Annotated in this window: 23 protein-coding genes; 15 read left to right on the forward strand and 8 right to left on the reverse strand. The window is 36.1% G+C overall.

Annotated features, from left to right (window positions below; genetic code table 11):
- The first annotated feature begins 54 nt into the window (after positions 1 to 54).
- The 10 genes from AZF04_RS16030 to AZF04_RS16070 all read left to right on the forward strand — a co-directional run bounded on the left by AZF04_RS16030 (position 55) and on the right by AZF04_RS16070 (position 9,058).
- Positions 55 to 2,361: a phage tail protein gene (locus AZF04_RS16030; RefSeq protein WP_061949606.1), complete on the forward strand. Its 2,307-nt coding sequence runs from the start codon at positions 55 to 57 to the stop codon at positions 2,359 to 2,361.
- Positions 2,354 to 3,061 (forward strand): phage tail family protein, encoded by a 708-nt coding sequence (locus tag AZF04_RS16035; RefSeq protein WP_061949607.1) that lies wholly within the window; start codon positions 2,354 to 2,356, stop codon positions 3,059 to 3,061. Before AZF04_RS16030 ends, AZF04_RS16035 begins: the two co-directional genes overlap by 8 nt.
- Entirely contained in the window at positions 3,061 to 4,596 is a 1,536-nt protein-coding gene (locus tag AZF04_RS16040) for a phage tail spike protein (RefSeq protein WP_061949608.1), read from the forward strand. Before AZF04_RS16035 ends, AZF04_RS16040 begins: the two co-directional genes overlap by 1 nt.
- The gene (locus AZF04_RS16045) at positions 4,593 to 6,206 is read left to right on the forward strand and encodes a right-handed parallel beta-helix repeat-containing protein (protein ID WP_061949609.1); all 1,614 of its coding nucleotides are present in this window, start codon (positions 4,593 to 4,595) and stop codon (positions 6,204 to 6,206) included. The genes AZF04_RS16040 and AZF04_RS16045 overlap by 4 nt, the downstream gene beginning before the upstream one ends.
- Positions 6,207 to 6,215: 9 nt before the next feature.
- The gene (locus tag AZF04_RS16050; protein WP_061949610.1) at positions 6,216 to 6,464 is read left to right on the forward strand and encodes a hypothetical protein; all 249 of its coding nucleotides are present in this window, start codon (positions 6,216 to 6,218) and stop codon (positions 6,462 to 6,464) included.
- Positions 6,465 to 6,666: 202 nt separating this feature from the next.
- Complete coding sequence (locus AZF04_RS20780; RefSeq protein WP_082795332.1) at positions 6,667 to 6,900, forward strand: peptidase G2 autoproteolytic cleavage domain-containing protein; 234 nt, start codon at positions 6,667 to 6,669, stop codon at positions 6,898 to 6,900.
- Positions 6,901 to 6,997: 97 nt separating this feature from the next.
- Positions 6,998 to 7,336, forward strand: coding sequence for a hypothetical protein (locus AZF04_RS16055; protein WP_061949611.1), 339 nt, complete (start codon positions 6,998 to 7,000; stop codon positions 7,334 to 7,336).
- Positions 7,337 to 7,539: 203 nt separating this feature from the next.
- On the forward strand, positions 7,540 to 7,854 hold the full coding sequence (locus AZF04_RS16060) for a hypothetical protein (protein WP_201030536.1): 315 nt from the start codon (positions 7,540 to 7,542) through the stop codon (positions 7,852 to 7,854).
- Between the two features lie 12 nt (positions 7,855 to 7,866).
- Positions 7,867 to 8,139, forward strand: a complete 273-nt coding sequence (locus tag AZF04_RS16065; protein ID WP_061949613.1) for a holin — start codon at positions 7,867 to 7,869, stop codon at positions 8,137 to 8,139.
- Positions 8,132 to 9,058, forward strand: a complete 927-nt coding sequence (locus AZF04_RS16070) for a peptidoglycan recognition protein family protein (protein ID WP_061949614.1) — start codon at positions 8,132 to 8,134, stop codon at positions 9,056 to 9,058. The genes AZF04_RS16065 and AZF04_RS16070 overlap by 8 nt, the downstream gene beginning before the upstream one ends.
- A gap of 17 nt (positions 9,059 to 9,075) precedes the next feature.
- Here the strand turns inward: AZF04_RS16070 and AZF04_RS16075 are convergent, their stop codons facing one another.
- Both AZF04_RS16075 and AZF04_RS16080 read right to left on the reverse strand, forming a co-directional pair.
- Positions 9,076 to 9,276: a hypothetical protein gene (locus tag AZF04_RS16075; protein WP_061949615.1), complete on the reverse strand. Its 201-nt coding sequence runs from the start codon at positions 9,274 to 9,276 to the stop codon at positions 9,076 to 9,078.
- A gap of 4 nt (positions 9,277 to 9,280) precedes the next feature.
- On the reverse strand, positions 9,281 to 9,622 hold the full coding sequence (locus AZF04_RS16080) for a YolD-like family protein (protein ID WP_061949616.1): 342 nt from the start codon (positions 9,620 to 9,622) through the stop codon (positions 9,281 to 9,283).
- A gap of 96 nt (positions 9,623 to 9,718) precedes the next feature.
- Here AZF04_RS16080 and AZF04_RS16085 point away from each other — a divergent pair, with 96 nt between their 5' ends.
- From AZF04_RS16085 to dcm, 4 genes are all read left to right on the forward strand, one after another.
- On the forward strand, positions 9,719 to 9,907 hold the full coding sequence (locus AZF04_RS16085) for a helix-turn-helix transcriptional regulator (protein WP_061949617.1): 189 nt from the start codon (positions 9,719 to 9,721) through the stop codon (positions 9,905 to 9,907).
- Positions 9,908 to 9,983: 76 nt separating this feature from the next.
- Positions 9,984 to 10,232, forward strand: coding sequence for a DUF7667 family protein (locus AZF04_RS16090; protein ID WP_235600012.1), 249 nt, complete (start codon positions 9,984 to 9,986; stop codon positions 10,230 to 10,232).
- Positions 10,233 to 10,904: 672 nt separating this feature from the next.
- Positions 10,905 to 11,126, forward strand: a complete 222-nt coding sequence (locus AZF04_RS16095) for a helix-turn-helix domain-containing protein (RefSeq protein ID WP_061949618.1) — start codon at positions 10,905 to 10,907, stop codon at positions 11,124 to 11,126.
- A gap of 4 nt (positions 11,127 to 11,130) precedes the next feature.
- On the forward strand, positions 11,131 to 12,315 hold the full coding sequence (gene dcm, locus AZF04_RS16100) for a DNA cytosine methyltransferase (protein WP_153017280.1): 1,185 nt from the start codon (positions 11,131 to 11,133) through the stop codon (positions 12,313 to 12,315).
- Between the two features lie 48 nt (positions 12,316 to 12,363).
- Here the strand turns inward: dcm and AZF04_RS16105 are convergent, their stop codons facing one another.
- The 6 genes from AZF04_RS16105 to AZF04_RS16130 form a co-directional block, all read right to left on the reverse strand.
- Positions 12,364 to 13,908, reverse strand: coding sequence for a hypothetical protein (locus AZF04_RS16105; protein WP_061949619.1), 1,545 nt, complete (start codon positions 13,906 to 13,908; stop codon positions 12,364 to 12,366).
- Between the two features lie 207 nt (positions 13,909 to 14,115).
- The gene (locus tag AZF04_RS16110; RefSeq protein ID WP_061949620.1) at positions 14,116 to 14,436 is read right to left on the reverse strand and encodes a hypothetical protein; all 321 of its coding nucleotides are present in this window, start codon (positions 14,434 to 14,436) and stop codon (positions 14,116 to 14,118) included.
- Positions 14,437 to 15,246, reverse strand: coding sequence for an LlaMI family restriction endonuclease (locus AZF04_RS16115; protein ID WP_061949621.1), 810 nt, complete (start codon positions 15,244 to 15,246; stop codon positions 14,437 to 14,439).
- Positions 15,243 to 16,340 (reverse strand): DNA cytosine methyltransferase, encoded by a 1,098-nt coding sequence (locus AZF04_RS16120; protein ID WP_061949622.1) that lies wholly within the window; start codon positions 16,338 to 16,340, stop codon positions 15,243 to 15,245. Before AZF04_RS16120 ends, AZF04_RS16115 begins: the two co-directional genes overlap by 4 nt.
- 3 nt (positions 16,341 to 16,343) lie before the next feature.
- A complete protein-coding gene (locus AZF04_RS16125) occupies positions 16,344 to 16,811 on the reverse strand; it encodes a hypothetical protein (RefSeq protein WP_061949623.1) in 468 nt (155 codons plus the stop codon).
- 108 nt (positions 16,812 to 16,919) lie between these two features.
- Positions 16,920 to 17,135, reverse strand: coding sequence for a helix-turn-helix domain-containing protein (locus AZF04_RS16130; RefSeq protein ID WP_061949624.1), 216 nt, complete (start codon positions 17,133 to 17,135; stop codon positions 16,920 to 16,922).
- A gap of 200 nt (positions 17,136 to 17,335) precedes the next feature.
- Here AZF04_RS16130 and AZF04_RS16135 point away from each other — a divergent pair, with 200 nt between their 5' ends.
- On the forward strand, positions 17,336 to 19,204 hold the full coding sequence (locus tag AZF04_RS16135) for an XRE family transcriptional regulator (RefSeq protein WP_061949625.1): 1,869 nt from the start codon (positions 17,336 to 17,338) through the stop codon (positions 19,202 to 19,204).
- The last annotated feature ends 156 nt before the right edge of the window (positions 19,205 to 19,360 follow it).

A 19,360-nucleotide genomic window follows, 5' to 3' on the forward strand; every position in this document is an offset into this window, starting at 1 on the left:
AGAGCCAGAGAGCCCCTGTACAATCAATTCTTTTGTATGGGGGTGATTATGTAAATGGCAGATGGAAAAATAATAATTGATGTCATGCTTGAAGATGGTCAAGTTGCTAAAGGTGTCGCTAATTTAGATAGAGATCTTGGCGGTTTAGAAAAGAGTGGAGAGCGCGGGTCACTTGGTATAGGGAAAATCGTAACAGCTCTTGGGCTTGTGGCAATCGGCGCCAAAGCAATCGGATTAGTGCGTGACTCTATCGACAGTGCATTTAAGCGTATCGATACGATGGAAGCTTTCGACCGTACCATGACGGCTATTACTGGGAGTAGCGAAGCGGCATCAAAAGCATTAGACCGAACGAGTGACGCGGTAACAGGCACTGCATACGGTCTTGATGTTGCGGCAGCGGCGGTTCAAAACTTTGTTACCCGCGGGACGGATATAAACAAAGCAACCGATTATATCGCTACTTGGGGCGATGCAGTCGCTTTCTATGGGGATGGAACAAACGACCAACTATCAAGTGTTTCAGATGCATTAGCAAAAATGTTAACGACGAATAAGGTGACGATGGACCAAGTAAATCGTTTATACGATGCAGGTATCGCGGGTCCAGAAATGTATGCAGATGCAACAGGTAAAAGTGTAGAGAAAGTTCAAAAAGAATTTCAAAGTGGCAAAATAACCGCTGAGGACTTTGTAGATGTAGTAACAGAAGCTATGAAAGAAGGAACTGACAGTTTTGTTGCGATAGAAGGCGCTGCAAAAGAATCAGGTAATTCATGGGGAAATGTTTTTGGTAATATGAGAGCCGCTGTTACTCGTGGTGTTATCTCTATAATACAATCTATCGATGAAATGTTAACAAGTAACGGGTTGCCAGAAATGCGGTCCATGATAGCTCAATTCGGTAAAACATTTGAAAATATATTAAAAAAAGCGGCGGAAGCTATCCCTCCTTTTATTCAAAAGATAATTGATGTATACAATTTTATGAAACCTATACTTCCCCTATTAGGGTATATTGCATTAGCTATCGGGATGGCCGTTGCCGCATTCGCTACTTTCAATTCGGCTGTATGGATAATTAATTTAGTCAGAAATGCTTTTACATTGTTAAATAATACACTATTAGCTAATCCAATATTCAAAGTAATAGCTGTCATTTCTGCTTTAGTGGCAATATTGATTTACCTTTACAACAACAATGAATTCGTAAGAGAAAAGATAGATGCTGCATGGCAAGCAATTCAAGTATATTTTGCAGTAGCGATGGAATTTATCCAGAACATTATTGGAACTGTCATGCCTTATATCATGGAGTTCATAGGGAATATATTAGATGGAATCCAAGAATTTTGGGCGAATAACGGGGAAATGATTATGTCCTATGTAGAATTAGCATGGGAGTTTATTAAGACCGTTATATCAACGATTGGAGATGTTATTTCTGCGATTGTCGAAACGGTAACTCAATTTATCGCCGAAGTTTGGGAAAAACATGGTGAAACCATTATGAGTGCACTTAAAATGGCGTGGGATTTCATCAAAACAGTAGTTGAAACGACCATTAATATAGTTTGGGGCATAATAAAGGCTATTTTAAACAATATACAAAGTTATTGGGAAGCGGGATGGCAAGTGATTAGTGCTGTAGCTTCTGTTGTGTGGGAAGTTATTAAAACAACAATCAATAATTTTATTGATTTAATTATGGGTATCATAAGTACCGTCATGGCTTTAATACAAGGAGACTGGGAAGGCGCTTGGGAATCCATAAAGCAAACAGTGGAAAATATATGGAATAATATAAAAAGCTTCTTTGAAAATGTCGATTTAGTCAAAACAGGAAAGGATATCATTAGTGGACTAATCAAGGGAATTGGCTCTATGGGGGATGCTGTTTGGGAGTCTGTAAAAGGGATTGGTTCAAGTATCAAAAATGGTTTTACAAGCTTCTTCTCGATTCATTCTCCATCACGTTGGATGCGTGACGAAATCGGAGTTAACCTCATTAAAGGGGTGGCAGTCGGTTTTGATAAAGAAGAGAACAGCATGAAGAGGAAAACAAAAGAAGCGACCGACTGGATGAAGCCAGATGTAAGTGAATTTGTAAATCCGTTACGAGGCGCTACGGTGCAACTTAGTAACTTAACAGGTATTGGCAATATGCAAGCAACAGAAGCTGTTAGACAGACCAGAAACGAGCCTTATAATGATGCAGAGGTTAAGGCTTTATTAAAGGATATTGCCGAAAATATCGGTGGTGACTTATATATCGGAGAGGAAAAATTTGGCTCTTATGTAGATAGGTCACAAGGTCAACTAACAGGGTTTAAAGCAAGGAGGTTGGCGACAGGTGAGTAGGTTTGGTATTACCTATGATAGAAAGCACAGTTATAGAGATATAGGGTTGACTGTAGCAAGTAAGAAAATAGGCAACCCTAAAAAGATTAAAAGAAAACAAAGGGTCCCTCATTCTAATAAGATATATGATTTTAGTTCAGTCTATGGAGGGCAAGAATATGAAGAACGCCTTATAACGTTAGTATTCAATGTAGCAGATTACAACAAAGTGAATTTAGCTATAGAAAAGATACAGGCTCTTAATTGGCTGATGCAATCAAATGAAAAGATAAGATTAGAAGATGACTATATACCAGGCTATTATTTCTTGGCAGAGGTGGAAGAAGCGCCAGACTTTGACGAATTGAAATATCACGGAACGTTAACCGTCACCTTTACTGCTTATCCTTTTAAGATTAGCATTTTAGAAGAAGGTCATGATATATGGGATGTGACTAATTTCCTGTTAGATATATTTCAAATCACTCAATATAATGTCACAGGCAGACGAGATATAACACTCTATAATAATGGTGCGTCGAATGTGCACCCTGTTATAAGAGCTACTGCCCCTATGCAGTTCGTGACTTCTACCGCTAATTACAATGTGCCGATAGGTGAATCAAGTTCATTAGACTTCTTTATTCCGCAGGGTGTTATCGATTTTACGATAGTTGGAAATGGAGAAGTTTCTTTTCATTGGCATAAGGAGTTGATTTAGTGTACAGAGTTTCATTGATAAATGATGGAGAAATCACCGAAATACAAAGCTCTCATTTTAACGGATTAAAATTGATTGACCCTATGATTAATCAAGGTATAAATGTAGCTAACACTTTCAAATTTACAATTTTACCAGACAATCCAGGATATGAATTGATACGGCCATACAAAACACTAGTAAGAGTCTTGAACACTCAGACAAACACACTAGATTTTGATGGTCGTATTTTGTCTCTTGTTGAGAATATGACTGAAGATGGTTCATACGGAAAGTCTTTTATTTGCGAGGATGAATTAGGGTTTCTAAACGATTCCTGTCAACGTCATGGAGAATATCACGATATTTCAGTTAGGGATTTTCTTCAAATCATGATTAATAATCACAATGCAGATATAGCTCATGACGAGATAGACAAAACCTTTGTATTAGGTGAGGTAACGGTAGATTCTTCAACAGGAACTTTATACAGATATCTTAATTACGAAAACACCTTAGATGCTATCTTTGACAAGTTAGTTGATAGGTTAGGTGGAGAATTAAGGGTTAGGAAAGTTGATGGTGTAAGGTACTTAGATTACATCGTACCTCAACAAATCATACAGACAACTGAAATACGGATAGCGAAAAATTTGCGATCTATTTCAAAAGAAACGGACCCGACAGACATCATCACAAGATTAATCCCTTTAGGCTCACGTATAGAATCAGAGGACGAAGGGGCAACGGATGCATCACAAGCAAGGGTGACAATTGCTGATGTAAATGGTGGTAGGGATTATATAGAGGATTTAGCTGCACAAGGTATATTCTCCGTCCTTACAAAGAATGTGGCTTGGGATGACGTAAATGAACCTGGTATTTTACTTAGTCGAGGTAGAGAGTATCTAAGAGAAAACAATCGAGTCAAAGTTAAATATGTCATATCGGCACTTGACCTATCCCTAATCAAATTAGCTCCACATAGTTTTGAGGTCGGCTATTATTACCCGGTCATTAATCCTGTAATGAACATTAATGAAAATCTAAGGGTAATAGGTAAGTCTATTAATCTAAACGAACCAGAGCAAAACAGCCTTGTTATAGGAGACCAATTTTTAACGGCATCGGATTATCAAAACAGAGCGAATCAAAGCGCTAGAAAAATCTTTGATTTAGAGGAAACAGTAGGTAGGCAATCACAAGTTATAACGAACATACGAAAAGAAGTAACTAATGTTGAATCCTCTTTAAATGACTTACAACAAGCTATAGAAAATGCTGATTTAGAAGGCTTAGAACAAGTTATTACTAATTTGACCTCAGCAGTAGATAGATTAGAAGATTTAGTGCCAGATATAGAAAAGATAGCCGACTTGCAACAAGCCGTTGAAGTCCTTACAAATATCGTACAGAATCACGAGCAAAGAATTAACGGCAATGAGCAAGGAATAGCAGTTACATCACAATTGCTATCAGCTTATGAAGCGAGTAATAACCTAGAAATACAACAAATTAAGGCTCGATTAGATGCCTTAGATGGAGGTAATGAATGACAGAAGTAAATCAGATTAAGCAAACGGATGTTAACAAAATTCTCCAATTGTTGCAATCTATAAATGAAACACAATACAGAGACCCTACCGAGATTAGTCCAAAACAACCAGAATACAATCCAAACGAAGTGCCATCTCTAGTTAAAAATTATACGACTCAAACAAGAGAAAAAATGTTTGGAAAAGACACAAGAGAAGCTATGGCGAGGGCGGCAGAAATCACAGCGATTATTGCAGATGGGGCAAAAGTTTCGGCTGATGTAGCTACCGAGATCACACAAAGTTTACTTGATGGCGCTTTTGACACGGCAGGAATCGAACAAAATTTCGAGCAAAGATTGAACGACGCTATCGCTAATCTGCAACCAGAATGGACTCAATTTAAAGAAGATACTAATGAACAGTTGACACATGTAGAGGAAAAACTAGAAGAACTAACATCTGATTATGATGTGACTGTAACGGTAGGTAGTGGCGGCGATTACGAGTCAATCAATGAAGCTATTGAATTTTTAAGTCGTAAAAGATTTAGATATAAATTAAATGGTCTGAAAGCTGAGATAAAGCTGCTAACAGGTTTTAATATGACGGAGCAAGTGTTAGTGAGAGGTATCGATTTAGGATTTATCACTATCACCGCAGAAGACGAAGAAGTAACGATTATTCGCTCTTTCTTAATAGAATCATTTTCCGTAACTGACAATACTGTTTATCCGGCATTCGGAGCAGCAGATAATGGAGTCTTGCCAATTATTGATGTTAAATTTGTCATGAGCTACTCTGGCGACGCATTAAACCGTCACGGTGTATTTGTTGCAGATGGAGCTAGATCTGTTATAAGACCAGAAGCTGGTGTTATTAATAGTGGCGGAGTTGGTTTGTATGCTTTTAATGGTGCTCACATCGTGGCTTTTGGGTCGGTATTTGACGGCGCTAATAGCGCTTGCCTTTTAGCATTTAGGGGATCATATATCAACTTTAGAAACGGGAGCGGGAAAAATTCTAATGGCAATGGTGTTTATTTAGGAAGTTCTTCAGTCGTTGAAGCTATGCACGCTGATTTTTCTGGGGCAAGAGGACATGCTGCTTGGGTTTATGCTGGAGGTCGCCTTAATATACGTCATGGTAATTTATCAGGAGCAGGGGAAAGAGCGATCCACGCTCATTTTAACAGTCAAGTAAGTGCGGCATCTTCAAACTTATCAGGAGCGCGGGGGAGAGGTGCTAGTGCGACTCAGGCATCTACAATTGATTTAGACAGTGCGATTATAGAGGATTGTGGGTCGCAAGGTATATACGCAGACGGAGCATCAACAGTTAATGCTGATGGAGTAACTGTAAAAAGGTGCGGAAATAATGCAGGAGTTTACGCTGCTACTGGCGCTACCGTAAATGTTAGTAATGGATTAATAACAGATAATATTTTACATGGAATTTATGCTAACCGCGGTGGAAGAATCAACGCAGATGATGCAGATTGTAGCGGGAACGGTCAAGCTCGTGACATTAGAATAGACAGAGGATCTATTATATCTGCTTATAATGCTTTAGGTAGTGTGGGAGCTCAATTAGAAAATGAAGTTACAAGTGCAGGAATCATATTTAGGTAGGTGATAAGCGTGTACAATACAGTTGTAAGGGCGAATGTATCGACAGGAATTAGATATAATCACGTATCTAAACAGATTAAAGAGCATCATGTAAAATTTGGAGAAAAAATTTTATTAATTGACCGAATCACAGAAGAAGGCGAAATAATAGAGGATGTCCATTTATTAGAAGAAGTCCAAACACAAGAAGAGAAAGTACAAGAAATGGAAGATGCAATAATTGAATTGTCTATGTTAGTAGGTGATTCACTTGTTTAACGAAAATAGTGGTTTGGTCAAAATTTGGGTTAGGCATATAGAATCGGGAGAGAGGACGATTGAGGAAATCCCTCCACTTAGCAACCTAAGAGAAGTGGTTATATCACTAATCGATAATAAGTAAGAAAGAAGGTGACAATTAATTGACGAATAAAGAAATTAAGAAAGAAATCATAAAGCAAAACAGCATCTTTTTGCTTGGATGCGGAGCCGTAATTTCCTTTACTATAGGGATGGCTTATGGACTCTATTTTCTGTAGTTGGTCAAGTTTATGTGAGAGTGACAGAGGATGTCCAACCGATGGATATTATTAAAGCGTATAATGAGGGTGTCCGTACAGTGTCGCAGGATCCAACCAATGTAAGAGTAATGCAAGTAACAACTCCTTATGATAGTGATAAGGGATATGGAGTCGCTTTTTGTTTGCTTAAATGATTCACACCGGATATACCTTTAGAATATTAATAAATCCCTTGCTTTTATTGAGTGAATTACTTATGTTGTTTATATCTAATATTTATTGGAGGTTAACATGCTTAATTTCACTCAAATAGAAGAATATAAGGAATTTACAAATTCCATTAGAGAAGATAAAAAATTGTCAAAATTTGAATATCGAGTAAGCGTATTTGACGATTACTCTTTTTTTCCCAAGTTACGTAAACCCATTAAAGAAATACGATTTGGGAATGAGGATCATGATAGAGGTGACAAAGTTATGATCAATATTTATAAAGATAAAATTGACTTACATTGTTTACCAGAAGGAGCACAACATCATGTTGTGACCTTAAATACAGACAATGATAAAACATTAGAAGATTGCTTATTTCTTATTTTTGACGAATGGAAGAATTATTATTTGAAGTAGTAGGATGATACTGCGCACTAAAGAGATACCATAACGGTGTCTCTCTTTTATGTAGTTCGGGGAGCGGTCACTCCCCTAGCTCTCATCCACGAGGATATGAGAGTTATATTTATTTATACAGATTAATCACGAGGGAGTAAAGGGGCTTAACTCCCATTTATAGAGATAGGAGGGGGATAACGATGCCTGAGGAGGACTTAACTATGCATCAAAGATTGGAGGACCATGAAGGACGGTTAATCGCTCTAGAATCCCAACGTAGAGAGCAAGAAAAAATGAATAGTGAGATACGCCAAAAGTTAACCGATACCGAAAATACGGTCTTAAAAGAGAGTGGTAGGCAAATAGATTTGTCACAACAACTATTGAATCATGTTTTAGGAAACGATGTTAATGACCGTAAGTTTGCTAGAGAAAGGCAGAAGTTTACACAACAACAAATATGGAAGATAGTAGGGGTCGTCGCAGGAAGTGGCGGTCTTATTTATTTACTCTTAGAAAATTTTCTAACTAGATAAGGAGTGTTTGAAATGGAAACAGTATTAATATTTGCTACGGTGATAAGTCCGATTATCTTAGCTTTAGTAGAGTTAATTAAGAAAACGGTGAATGTAAAAAAGAATTTCATCCCACTATTAGCACTTATCGTCGGTTTGGCGATAGGTGCTCTTTCTTATCCTTTTACGGATTTAGATTTAACCTTCCGTTTATGGGCAGGAGGATTTGCGGGTTTAGCAGCTACAGGATTATTTGAGATTGGAAATAAAAGAGAAGGTAATACGAAGGAGGATAATAATGACTAAAATACAAGACATACGTAATCGTACTCATGGCGGAACTTCAAAAAGGGTATTAACTCGTATAACCTCTATCGCTCGTCATCACTCAGCTACGGCTAGTGGTGACTATTTTGCTTTTTGGAATGGGCGCTGGCGTTCTTTAGGGTGGAAAACAGGGGGCTATCATGAAATTATTTTAAGAGACGGCACTGTACAATTATGCTATGACCCTGCTGTCATTACAAACGGTATATCAGGACACAACACGAATGCTTATCACATTTGTTTAGTGGGTAATGGCGAATTTACAGAAGCGCAGGAGCAGGCATGGAGAGAACGAGCGATCTTTAATATGGAACGCTTCAAGCTTGCTGTAAATGATGTTAAAGGTCATCGTGAGTATTCTGGAGCCAACACTCAATGTCCTGGTATCGATATGAATTTAGTGAGACAGCAGTTAACCACTGTTACTGTGAAGCCTACACCACCAAAAACAGGCGGTACGCAGGTTAATAACTCTACTCCTACTTTGCGTAAAGGTTCAAAAGGTGCAGTGGTTGGTCGTATGCAGAAACGTTTGATTGCTCATGGATTTCCTTTACCGCGATTTGGCGGCGATGATGATTTCGGAGACGAGACTCACAATGCAGTCTTAGCTTTTCAACGTGCAAAAGGGTTAACGCCAGATGGGATCGTTGGTCCTAAAACATGGACAGAGCTTAACAAACAGCCTGCAGCTAAACCTAAATATTCTCGCTTGCTACGCTTAACCTCACCAATGATGCGAGGTGACGACATCAAGGCTGTACAGCGTGCGTTAGGAATTACGGCAGATGGAATCTATGGGCCACAGACTCAACGTGCTGTACGCAGTTATCAAAGTAAGCATGGATTGCTAGTCGATGGGATTGTCGGTCAACAAACTTGGTCGCATATGTTCTAACAAAAAAAGAGCCCTCTTTATGAGGGCTTCTTTCCATTGTATATAAATCCATTAGCTATCCTCAATTCATTTTCCTTCTCTAGCTTCAATATCATTCTCTTTAACCGTTCCTCTTCAACGCCACTTAACCTTGATAGAGTTTGTATAGTAGTCTCTTTTCGTTCCCTTGACCTATTAGTGACAATCCTCAATATTTTCTGTTCCATGATCATATCCATAAAATCAAATCCTTTCGATGTGACTTAATTTATCAATATCAACCCATGTATATTCTTCTCCTACGCTTAATTTAAAACGTCCTCCTTGATGGTCAATATGTCCAACTATCCCCACAACATCCTTATAAAAGCCTTTATCCCAATAGGTAACTTTAACATCTAACGTGTGCTTAAGGCTGTCATGAGCGACTAATCCTAATTCATAAAGTTCCTGTTCATCAAGCATCGGTTGAGGTACTTTGCTTTCTTCCTTTTCTAAATCTCTCAATGCTTCTTTTTGTTCAGGTAGAATAAAATTAGCTTCCCATAACTTATTCCCACGTCTCAAATGAATAGCTTCACTCATACAATCATCTCCTTTCAATCATTATAGAAACATACGTTCGATAAATCAAGCAGGAAATCATATAACTCTCGTTGAATTAATTATCGAGGTGATTGCATGGAAACCGAATTAAAAGTTATCCTTGCCAGAAGAGATGACATGAACCAAAAGATATTAGCGGAACGAGTAGGACTCACAACAGCAGCTATAAATAAGATTGTAAATGGTAACGACCCTAAACTAAGTACAGCCTTAAAAATCGCAAAAGAGCTTGATATGAACGTACACGACATATGGAAATTATAGTGTAGAATAATTTATTTAACAGGACATGCATTTTTATCGAATCGTCTCATATAGTGTAGTAAAGGAGATGATGAACATGTTTGCAGTGATGCCATTTCATAAGAGGTTAGCGGAGTTAAGTTATATTGAGCAGTCGAGGGAATTGAACGAACAGGAGTATGACGACTTGGAGATTTGCTTGAAAGCTAATATGCACTTTGTCAGAAAGATAGTAAATCTATATGAGTTGAGTTATTTAGCGAGTGCTACGGATGATGTGGGGTGGCAGTTAGAAATTTGCGGTCAGATTGATGAATTGATTGAGGGGAAAGGATTGCAGAGTTGACCACATGACCACACATTGGTCACACAATCAACTCACACAATGCAATTATATCGTTGATATACAGTAAAGTAACAAACTAGAAAGGTGACGTATTTCTGTTTTTATAGCACGTAATGCAAATAGATAAAGTTAGATAAAAATTATACACATAAGTCAAAAAGCAAGTTAAGATACCCTTCTCAAAACGACACATGTGGAGTGCGTGGTATTGATGTCAAGAGTGGATAAATAGAATAACTGAATAAGCCTATAAAATAAGGGTTTCCTTACATTGAACTTTTCCCTCGGCTGTTTTGCTGGGGGAATTATAATAGGGAACCCTTTCTTTTTATTGTTTGTGGTAACCTGTCAATCGACCTGAAGGTGACAGGGTTGAGTTGACAGATTAGATAACACCTTTTTTTAGAGGGGTTGAGTTGATAGGATAGATGTATTCAAAATAACCAAATTCCAGATAAAGCGTGTGTTGATTGAAGTATTGAGAGTGAAGATGCTGATAGATAGATATTTTTATTAGGTTCATAAATTTTAGTAGGTTATTTAGCTATTATTTTAACCGTGGAAATTTTATTTAAATACTCCTTGGGAATAAATAATTATCATGATTTAATCTTGAAATTAACCAGTATTTAGTTTATATTGAAGACAATATTGGTTATCAAGGAGGAGGCTATGAAACTTAATTGTAGGTTATCAACTTTGATGGGACAACATCGACTTTCAATACAGGATGTACATGAGAGAACGAAACTTTCTAGAACTACGGTTTCTAATTTGTACAATGATAAGGCGACTAGGATAAATTATGAAACTATTGAGAAATTATGTGCGCTCTTTGATTGTGAGATAGCAGAATTGTTATATATAGATGATTGTAAAAAGGAGAAGAAATAAAATAATGGCTAATACTAGCATGACTATTGAATTGACAAAAGGTCAAATTATAACAAATATTAGAAAAAAACTCGATATCACTCGTAAGGAGTTTTCTGACGCCCTTGGTTTAAGTTTAGAAGAAGAAAAAGAGTTAAAGTTTTGGGAAATGGACAAGGAAGAAGTTCCAGAAAAGATTTATAAGAAAATATTGGCCTTTCCCACAGAGCCACCTTTTGTTGCACCAAGCATGGGAAATAGTAGATTTACTCAAATAGATTTGTTTGCTGGGATTGGAGGTATTAGACTGGGCTTTCAGCGCCATGGCGGCCGAACAGTATTTTCATCAGAATGGGATAAATTTTCTCAAAAAACATATAGGATAAATTATGGTGAAATACCAGCAGGAGATATTACTCAAGTTGATGAAAAAGACATCCCCGATCATGATATTTTGTTGGCAGGATTTCCGTGCCAGCCATTTTCTCAAGCAGGGTTAAAAAAAGGATTTGAAGATGCGCGTGGTACATTATTCTTTAGTATTGCAAAAATATTGAGGGAAAAACGACCGAAAGCATTTATGCTTGAAAATGTGAAACAGTTGCGTGGCCATGATGAAGGAAGAACCATAAAAGTAATTCTATCGATTCTCAATGAACTAAATTATTACGTTCCTGAACCAGAGATATTGAATGCTTATCACTTTGGTGTTCCTCAAAACAGAGAGCGTATTATTATTGTTGGATTCAATAAAGATTACTTACCAGCTGATTTTGTGAAGTTCAAGTATCCAAAGGGATGTGTGGATGACAGCATTAAGGTAGGGGCGATTGTAGAAAACGAAGTATCTGACAGATTTACAATATCCGATAAATTATATCAAGGTCACTTGGAAAGAAAGAAAGGACATGAAAAGAAAGGGAATGGCTTTGGCTTTTGTTTGTTTAATTCAAACAGCAAGTATACCAGCACTATTAGTGCAAGATATTATAAGGATGGAAGCGAAGCATTAATCGAGCAAAATGGAAAAAATCCGAGAATGTTAACACCACGAGAGTGTGCTAGATTACAAGGATTTCCTGAAGAATTTATCATTCCTGTTTCAAATTCGCAAGCATATAGGCAGTTTGGTAATTCAGTGTGTATAAACGTTATTGATGCTGTTGCTGAAAGTATGATTGATTATTTAGGGCAATATGGGATTTTATAAGAAAAACATCACTCGCACATGGTTGTATCCAATGCGGGTGATGCTTTTTTATTTAAGGTTGATATTTTTAGAGAAAACAAATTCCTCAAAAGTAATAGTGTCTTTGTGTAATAAATCATCAGACAGTTTGTTTTGTGCTGTTAATATATATCCACTAAATTCATCTACCAGAGTGGCTGCATCTCTTTTTCTAATATAGCACTTCTTTGGAACGCCGTTGTTTAAAAGACAAATATAAGCTATTTCAGGCTTCTCTGCAAAAATTGTAGACAAATCTTCTTCGGAAGAATTGTTTAACAATTTAACATTAGTGAATCTTTTTTTTGATACACCAACACAGCTTTTTTTAAGTTGGCAACTGTAACAAGAGATGGGATTAATACCTCTTAATTCTCCATTTCCAGTTGTTCCATAACGTTGACACCAAAGTATATTAAAGAAAGTTTTCATATTTGTCTTGTTTGATTGACTGGAAAGCCAAATAATACGTTCTAATTTTCCTAATTTTGAAAGCATATTGAAAAATTGGGCGTTAGAATCAATACCTAATGGAAATTCATAAAAGGTTTTTATCCAAGTATCTATTGGGATTACCTCAGGGTTAAGAAATCCTTGTTGTAGAAAACAAGCGATTACTTTTTCCGAATAGCCTTTTAACTTATTGCCATTTTCATAAAAGTTGATGAAAAATTGTTTTGTCCACATACTGTAGTCATTTTTTATATTCATATAAGCACTTATGAAATATGCCGCTCTCCACGCATGGCGATTAAAAGCATCAACTAATGTTTCAGCATAAAGTTTTTCTGACTCTGATAATATTCCCTCAGAAAACATAGGATCAGTAACGTTTAATATAAAGCTATCTTTATTTTGTTTCCACGCTCGCTCCATTACTTTAAATTCGATACCGTCAATTTTTACCTTTTTGACAAAATATTTATCAAATAATTTTCTCATTGCAGATTCAAGTGTTGAGAATTTAGGGAACTCAGAAAAATCGTTGTTTGATATATCATATAAATTAGGTATAGCGTAAAATTCTAAATGACTCCATTTTTCTGTCAATTCAATTTTTTCACCAAAAGCACTCATGAAATTATATAACATGCGCATTTCACTTTGTCTTCCAGTTTTAGGTTGCCATGCAGCGACAAAGCGAATAATCGAAAAAATCTCCTCGTAGAACTTACCATAGGGAACAAATTCCCCATATGAAGATTGAATGTAATCCCAAAGATCTGTGAATAAAGCTATATATTGCTCGTTTCCATTGCAACAATCAATAACATCTGATTTTGATATTTTCTTTGAATATCCAATACGCTCAGATAGCTCTGATTTAATTTTATCTTTATTTGTTTCACTTAGTTCTACATTAGTTAAAACAGTGAATATAGCATCGCAGGAATTCTCCCCTATTTGGTAACTGACAGCCACTGGACAAGCAAGTATTCGCTGTTTGTTAACATATGTATTGATATAAATCATAGGGAACTGTGGCAAGTCAGGGTAGTATAACTCAATTTTAGGGATCCAAGGCAATGGAATACTCTCAATGGTTATTATAACTTCGTTGCGCAGTCTAAACACTATCGTCCTCCTTATTTATCATTTTTCTACAATTTTGGTTTTAATAAGACATTTATCAGTTTGTCTGATAATTGAAGTAGAAAAGAAATCCATACCTAAAGTATTTAATTCTAATTGACGATTGCGCAATTAATTAAGAATGATACGGAATTCAGGAACACTCGTTCTTTAAATTTTAAGTTTTTTTCGGCTATGACAACACGAACGCTATATCTCATCGAAATACTTGATCTTAAAGTTTTCTGTTCGCGCTAATTGATGTACTAATTCGCTATCAAATTCATTTTTAAAAGGTTTATTTATGTAAATGAACTCAATTTGAGATAAGGGTGAACTTAATAACTCAATTAAGGCATTACTTTCAACTTGTCGATCAATAAATACGCCTTTAATTGTATGCGGTTCTTCTAATACTTGGATTAATTCATTGATTCGGTTAACCGAATCTTCACTGGTCTCTTGTTCACTTTTTTGATAATAAATCGCTATATTTACCACTTTTTCACCCTTTCTCGTAGGGCGTTTCACTTATTCATAACATTCAGTAATCAAACTATCCCAATACGAATTATTAGCTCTCCATTGTGAATATGGTCTTTTATTCCCCTGATACATTCCGCTATCAAAAAATACAATACCGGTTTCAACTAATTTCAACCAATTATCATAGGTCATAGGTTCCCCGAAACATATTTTTTGATATGTTCCATCTGGACCTTTTTTGCAAGTAAACCAACCTGCATCATTAAATTTATCTTCCAATTTGGTTTTAAGACATTTGTCAGTTTGTCTAGGTGTTGGTGAATATTCTCCAAACCATCTTGCTATTTCTAAATTTTCTTGTTGTAATTCTGCGGGTACAATTTGTGATTTGTTTATACGCATATCTTTACTATAAGAGTATAAAGCGACAATGTCTTTGTTATTATCAATGATAAGCACCTGTCCAAAATCATTATAACCACGAATTGTTGGGCACGGACTTCCAGACCAAGAGCATCTACCAGCTTTAAGCTGATTTGGTTTACCAAATATCCCGCAAAAACTATCTTGGCGCTCAGGAGCAGTGTTTCCATCGAAACTATTTACATATTCACCAGTTTTAAAAATATATCTGTTTGCAGACCAATCACCAAAAGTAGTTTTGCTTGTGGTTTCATTTTTTAATTCATATCCAAATAAATCTGCTTCGTTATTCCCGTTTGCATTTATGCCAAATTGACGTTCTAACCAATGACCCTGTCTGCCATCATGACGAATATTTGCCCCAGTTGTGTCTGGTCGTCTACCTTTTACATTAGCATAAAATAACTGAATGATTCGTTCCTTGTTAGTCATAACTTTTTCTCCTCGCTTTTTAAAAATAAATTTTTAAAGATTGCTTCTAAAACTGGAACTACAATGCTGTTTCCGGATTGTTTGTATAAACTTGTGTTACTTACAAATTTACTAGCCTTATTAAAATCAGCATCATCAACCCCCATAAATCGCCAAGTTTCTTTAGGGGTTAGTCGCCTTGCTGGATATTTACCATCATCCCGAACAGGACCTGAAACTAGTTGTCGTCTTTTTTTAATAAGAAAATCTTTTAAAAATGTGCCTTTCCAATAATTTGAATCTAGGCAATATATATAATCTTGACAAATAGGTTCCTCACTTACTTGATTATCTTTTAAATAAAAATTATGTGGGACGTCATCTTCTAACAGATCATTCATAAAAGTAGATAGTTCTCTAATTGGTGGAAATGTGAAATCTTCATGGCTATCAAGAATACTGATACAGAATACTCTTTCTCTACTTTGAGGGATTCCATAATCACGAGCATTTAATACATCCCAGAAGTTTTTATATCCTAAGCTTTCTAAGTAGAGTAAGAATTCTTCGAAGTTTTTAATGTGATTTTTACCGATTAGGTTTTTTACGTTTTCCATCATTAAGTATTTTGGTTTCTTCTTTTCGATAATTTTGCAGCATTCCCAAAGAAGTGAAGAACGAGTTCCTGAGCCTGAACCTAATCCATTCTGATAGCCCGCAATAGAAATATCTTGGCAAGGAAATGAATAAGTAAAGAAATCAAAGTCAGGTAATGTATCGGGATTAATCGTACGAATATCACCAAAGTTGTTACTAAGTTTATTAGCAAGATACATGTCTTTTAATTTTTGCCCCTTTAAATTCTTTGCTCTGTTTTCAAACGTTTTATAATTGAGTGGGACATTGATTTTTTCTAAAAAATTGCGCATTTGCTCATCTGAAATTGATAATTCTTTATTTCTTTCTTCTAATAAATTTTCATGGATTGCAGCATAGGAAAGAAGTACATCGCCATCGATTTCTGATATACCAACAATCTCATGAGGTATGTTGCCGTTTTTTAGAGCTAGACGTTGACTTCCATATCCAGCGAACGCTTCAAATACTTTTAACATTGTTTAATACCTCTTGCATACATGCTCTGGATAGGCGTTTGAAAAGTCATTTTCAATTTTTTCACCAACAAGAACAACGTTTCTTTCTATATATTCTGCGAGAAATTTGTTATTTTCTAATAGCAGATATGATTGAGGGGCAACAAATCCAGGGACATTTCTCCGCAAGTCGTCTAAAGTTATGGGGTGGATTTTTTGAAATCCCTTAATTTCCATGCCGTATCTATAATTCTCGAGATACTCATCAATTCTAGTAGAAATCTCCAAACTATTAGAGTATTTTTCTTTCCAATCTGAAAGCGTATGTTTATCTCCAAAATATACAATTCCACAAACTGCTTTTACGGGTTTACTAACATACATATATGCGAATTTGCAGTCTTTTGGAAAAGTCCTACGATATTCAATTAATTTAATTTGACCTGAAATCTTTTCGTAAACGCTTGGCCAAAAGCTCATTAGTGGCGTCATTTTTTCTGTTTTACCCCCATTATTCTGTTATACATCTGTTGTAATGTTATCTCCTCTATCAAGCTTTGCTAGAGATGCAGAGTTTATTCCAGTGGCATTCTTGTGCTATTACAATTGATCATTATCCTCTACGATTTCCATAATATCTGAAATGTCGCAGTTTAGAGCATTACATACTTTTACTAAAGTTTCGGTATTAACATTTTCGTTTTTACCGAGTTTAGCCATTGAAGCAGTACTAATACCAGCGGCTTCTCTTAAGTCCTTTTTTTTCATGTCTGTATCTATTAGAAGTTTCCAAAGCTTTTTATAACTTATGGACATTACGCCACCTCACTTTATTTACTCGTATTAGTTACAAATAAAAGTGTATCACAAATTTAGTTTTGGTACATTTAAAATTTACGAATGTAAATTAAATATTGGGGAAACTAAAATACATGCTATAATTTACCTATAATTTAATATTTGGAACTGGGGAATTTTTCTTAGATTATTATTTTCATATGGGTGGGGAGAGTATCATGGCAGGTAATCGTTCATTTACAAATTATGTTGCAGATAGATTTTATAATGAGATGTTTGCTACCATACAAAGTTACATCGAAGAAAACTATGATAGCTTAGATTTACGGTTATACAAAGTTCAAAACATTGGTGGCATTGAATTGTCAGATATCGAAGTAAAGTTCGTATCTGTTAATGACCTGCCAGATATGAAAATAAAGTTTGATGTTGTGATAGAAGCCGAATTAGGAGTGCGCGAATCAGATTATCATTATGATGAAACGGAAAATTGCAGGCAGTGGTTTATGCTGGAATGTTACGGAGATTTGGACTGCAATTTGGATGACTTTACAATCTCCAATGTAACTGAGTATTCCAGCAAAAATAAGCAGCCAAAACCTATGTCGGACTCTCTTGTTCCTGTCGTTAATAAGGAACAATTAGATTTTGTTGCAACGGACTTCCTACGCAGACATTATCCAGAAGTATTAAAAAAACCAATTGCAGTTGAACCGCAAGTATTGGCTAGGAAAATGGGTCTTTCAGTAGTAATCACAGAGATTACTAAGGATTTCTCTATTTTTGGACAGATATACTTTCATGACTGTGATTCAGAGTTTTACGATAAAGACAGTGATGATATGGTACAAACCCATGTGGATGCCCGTACTATCATTGTAGATCCAAAAGCATATTTCCTTCGAAATCTTGGATCAGTCAATAACACCATAGTACATGAGTGTGTTCATTGGGACCAACATAGAAAAGCATTTGAGCTAGAACGGTTATATAACAGCAGTGCTTCACATATTAAGTGTCAGGTTGTTGGTGGTATAAAAGACAATCACAGAGATGCGACTGATTGGATGGAATGGCAGGCAAATGCTCTTGCACCAAGAATTCAAATGCCGCTTGCCATGTTCAAAACAAAGGCCTTTGACTTTATCAAGCAGTATCGTAATGAAATGGGTACCGATGAGATAATAGACGTAATGGAGCCGGTCATTGATGCTTTAGCTGCATTCTTCGGTGTATCTCGTATTGCAGCTAAGATTCGGATGATAGATGTCGGTTACGAGGAGGCAATTGGTACTTTTACCTTCATAGATGGACGATATATTAAACCTCATAGCTTTAAAAAGGGTGTTCTTAAAAGAAATCAAACATTCGCAATTGGAGCTATAGATGCCGCGATTCAAAGTATGATTAACCCTGAACTAAATGCTCTTGTTAGTGATGGTAGTTATCAATATGTAGATGCACACTTTGTACTAAACCATCCAAAATATTTGGAGAAAGATATATTTGGAGAAACTAGATTAACAGACTATGCTCGGACACATATGGACGAGTGTTGTATCATTTTTGAACTGTCAATTAGTGCTGCGGTTAAAGAAAGATATCATAGTGAATGTTTTTTAAACAGGGATCAACTTTCCAACATCAGTTTTAATATAAAATATAGTGGTGGATATGAAAATTCCAATCAGGAAAAGAAAGTAAAACTACTTGCAGATGAAATAGCCGAAAACGCACGAATTTACAATGAGTTGCCTAACAGTTATACAAGCTCTCTTAAAATAGTACGCAAGTGGAGAAAAGTAACATTTGTTGAACTAGCGCAAAGAACAATGCTAAGTGAGCGAACTATCCGTCGAATTGTTAATGGTGAAGAGCAAGGTTCAATTAATTCATTAATTTTAATTTGCTTAGGGATGCATCTACCACCAGATATAAGCAAGCATATAATCAATAGTTCGCCGTTTTCATTGAATTTCGGTGATCCAAATCATCAATGGTACAATTTTGCCTTGACTCATCTCTATGGGCAGACTATGGATGAAATTAGAACGTTTTTACAGCAACATGGTGCAGAACCTTTATAAAAAATTTTTTGAGAAGCGGACACGAGATGTCCGTTTTTTTAGCTATATCTATATGAGCCATACATGAATCCTATCAAGGTTTTGTGTATGGCTCTTTTTTTTATTGCCTTTTTAGGTATTTTTGAACGAAAAGGGCGCTTTATTTCAAAAAAATAA

This window comes from Alkalihalobacillus trypoxylicola (assembly GCF_001590785.1).
In the GTDB taxonomy this organism is placed as follows: Bacteria; Bacillota; Bacilli; order Bacillales; family Bacillaceae_D; genus Alkalihalobacillus; species Alkalihalobacillus trypoxylicola.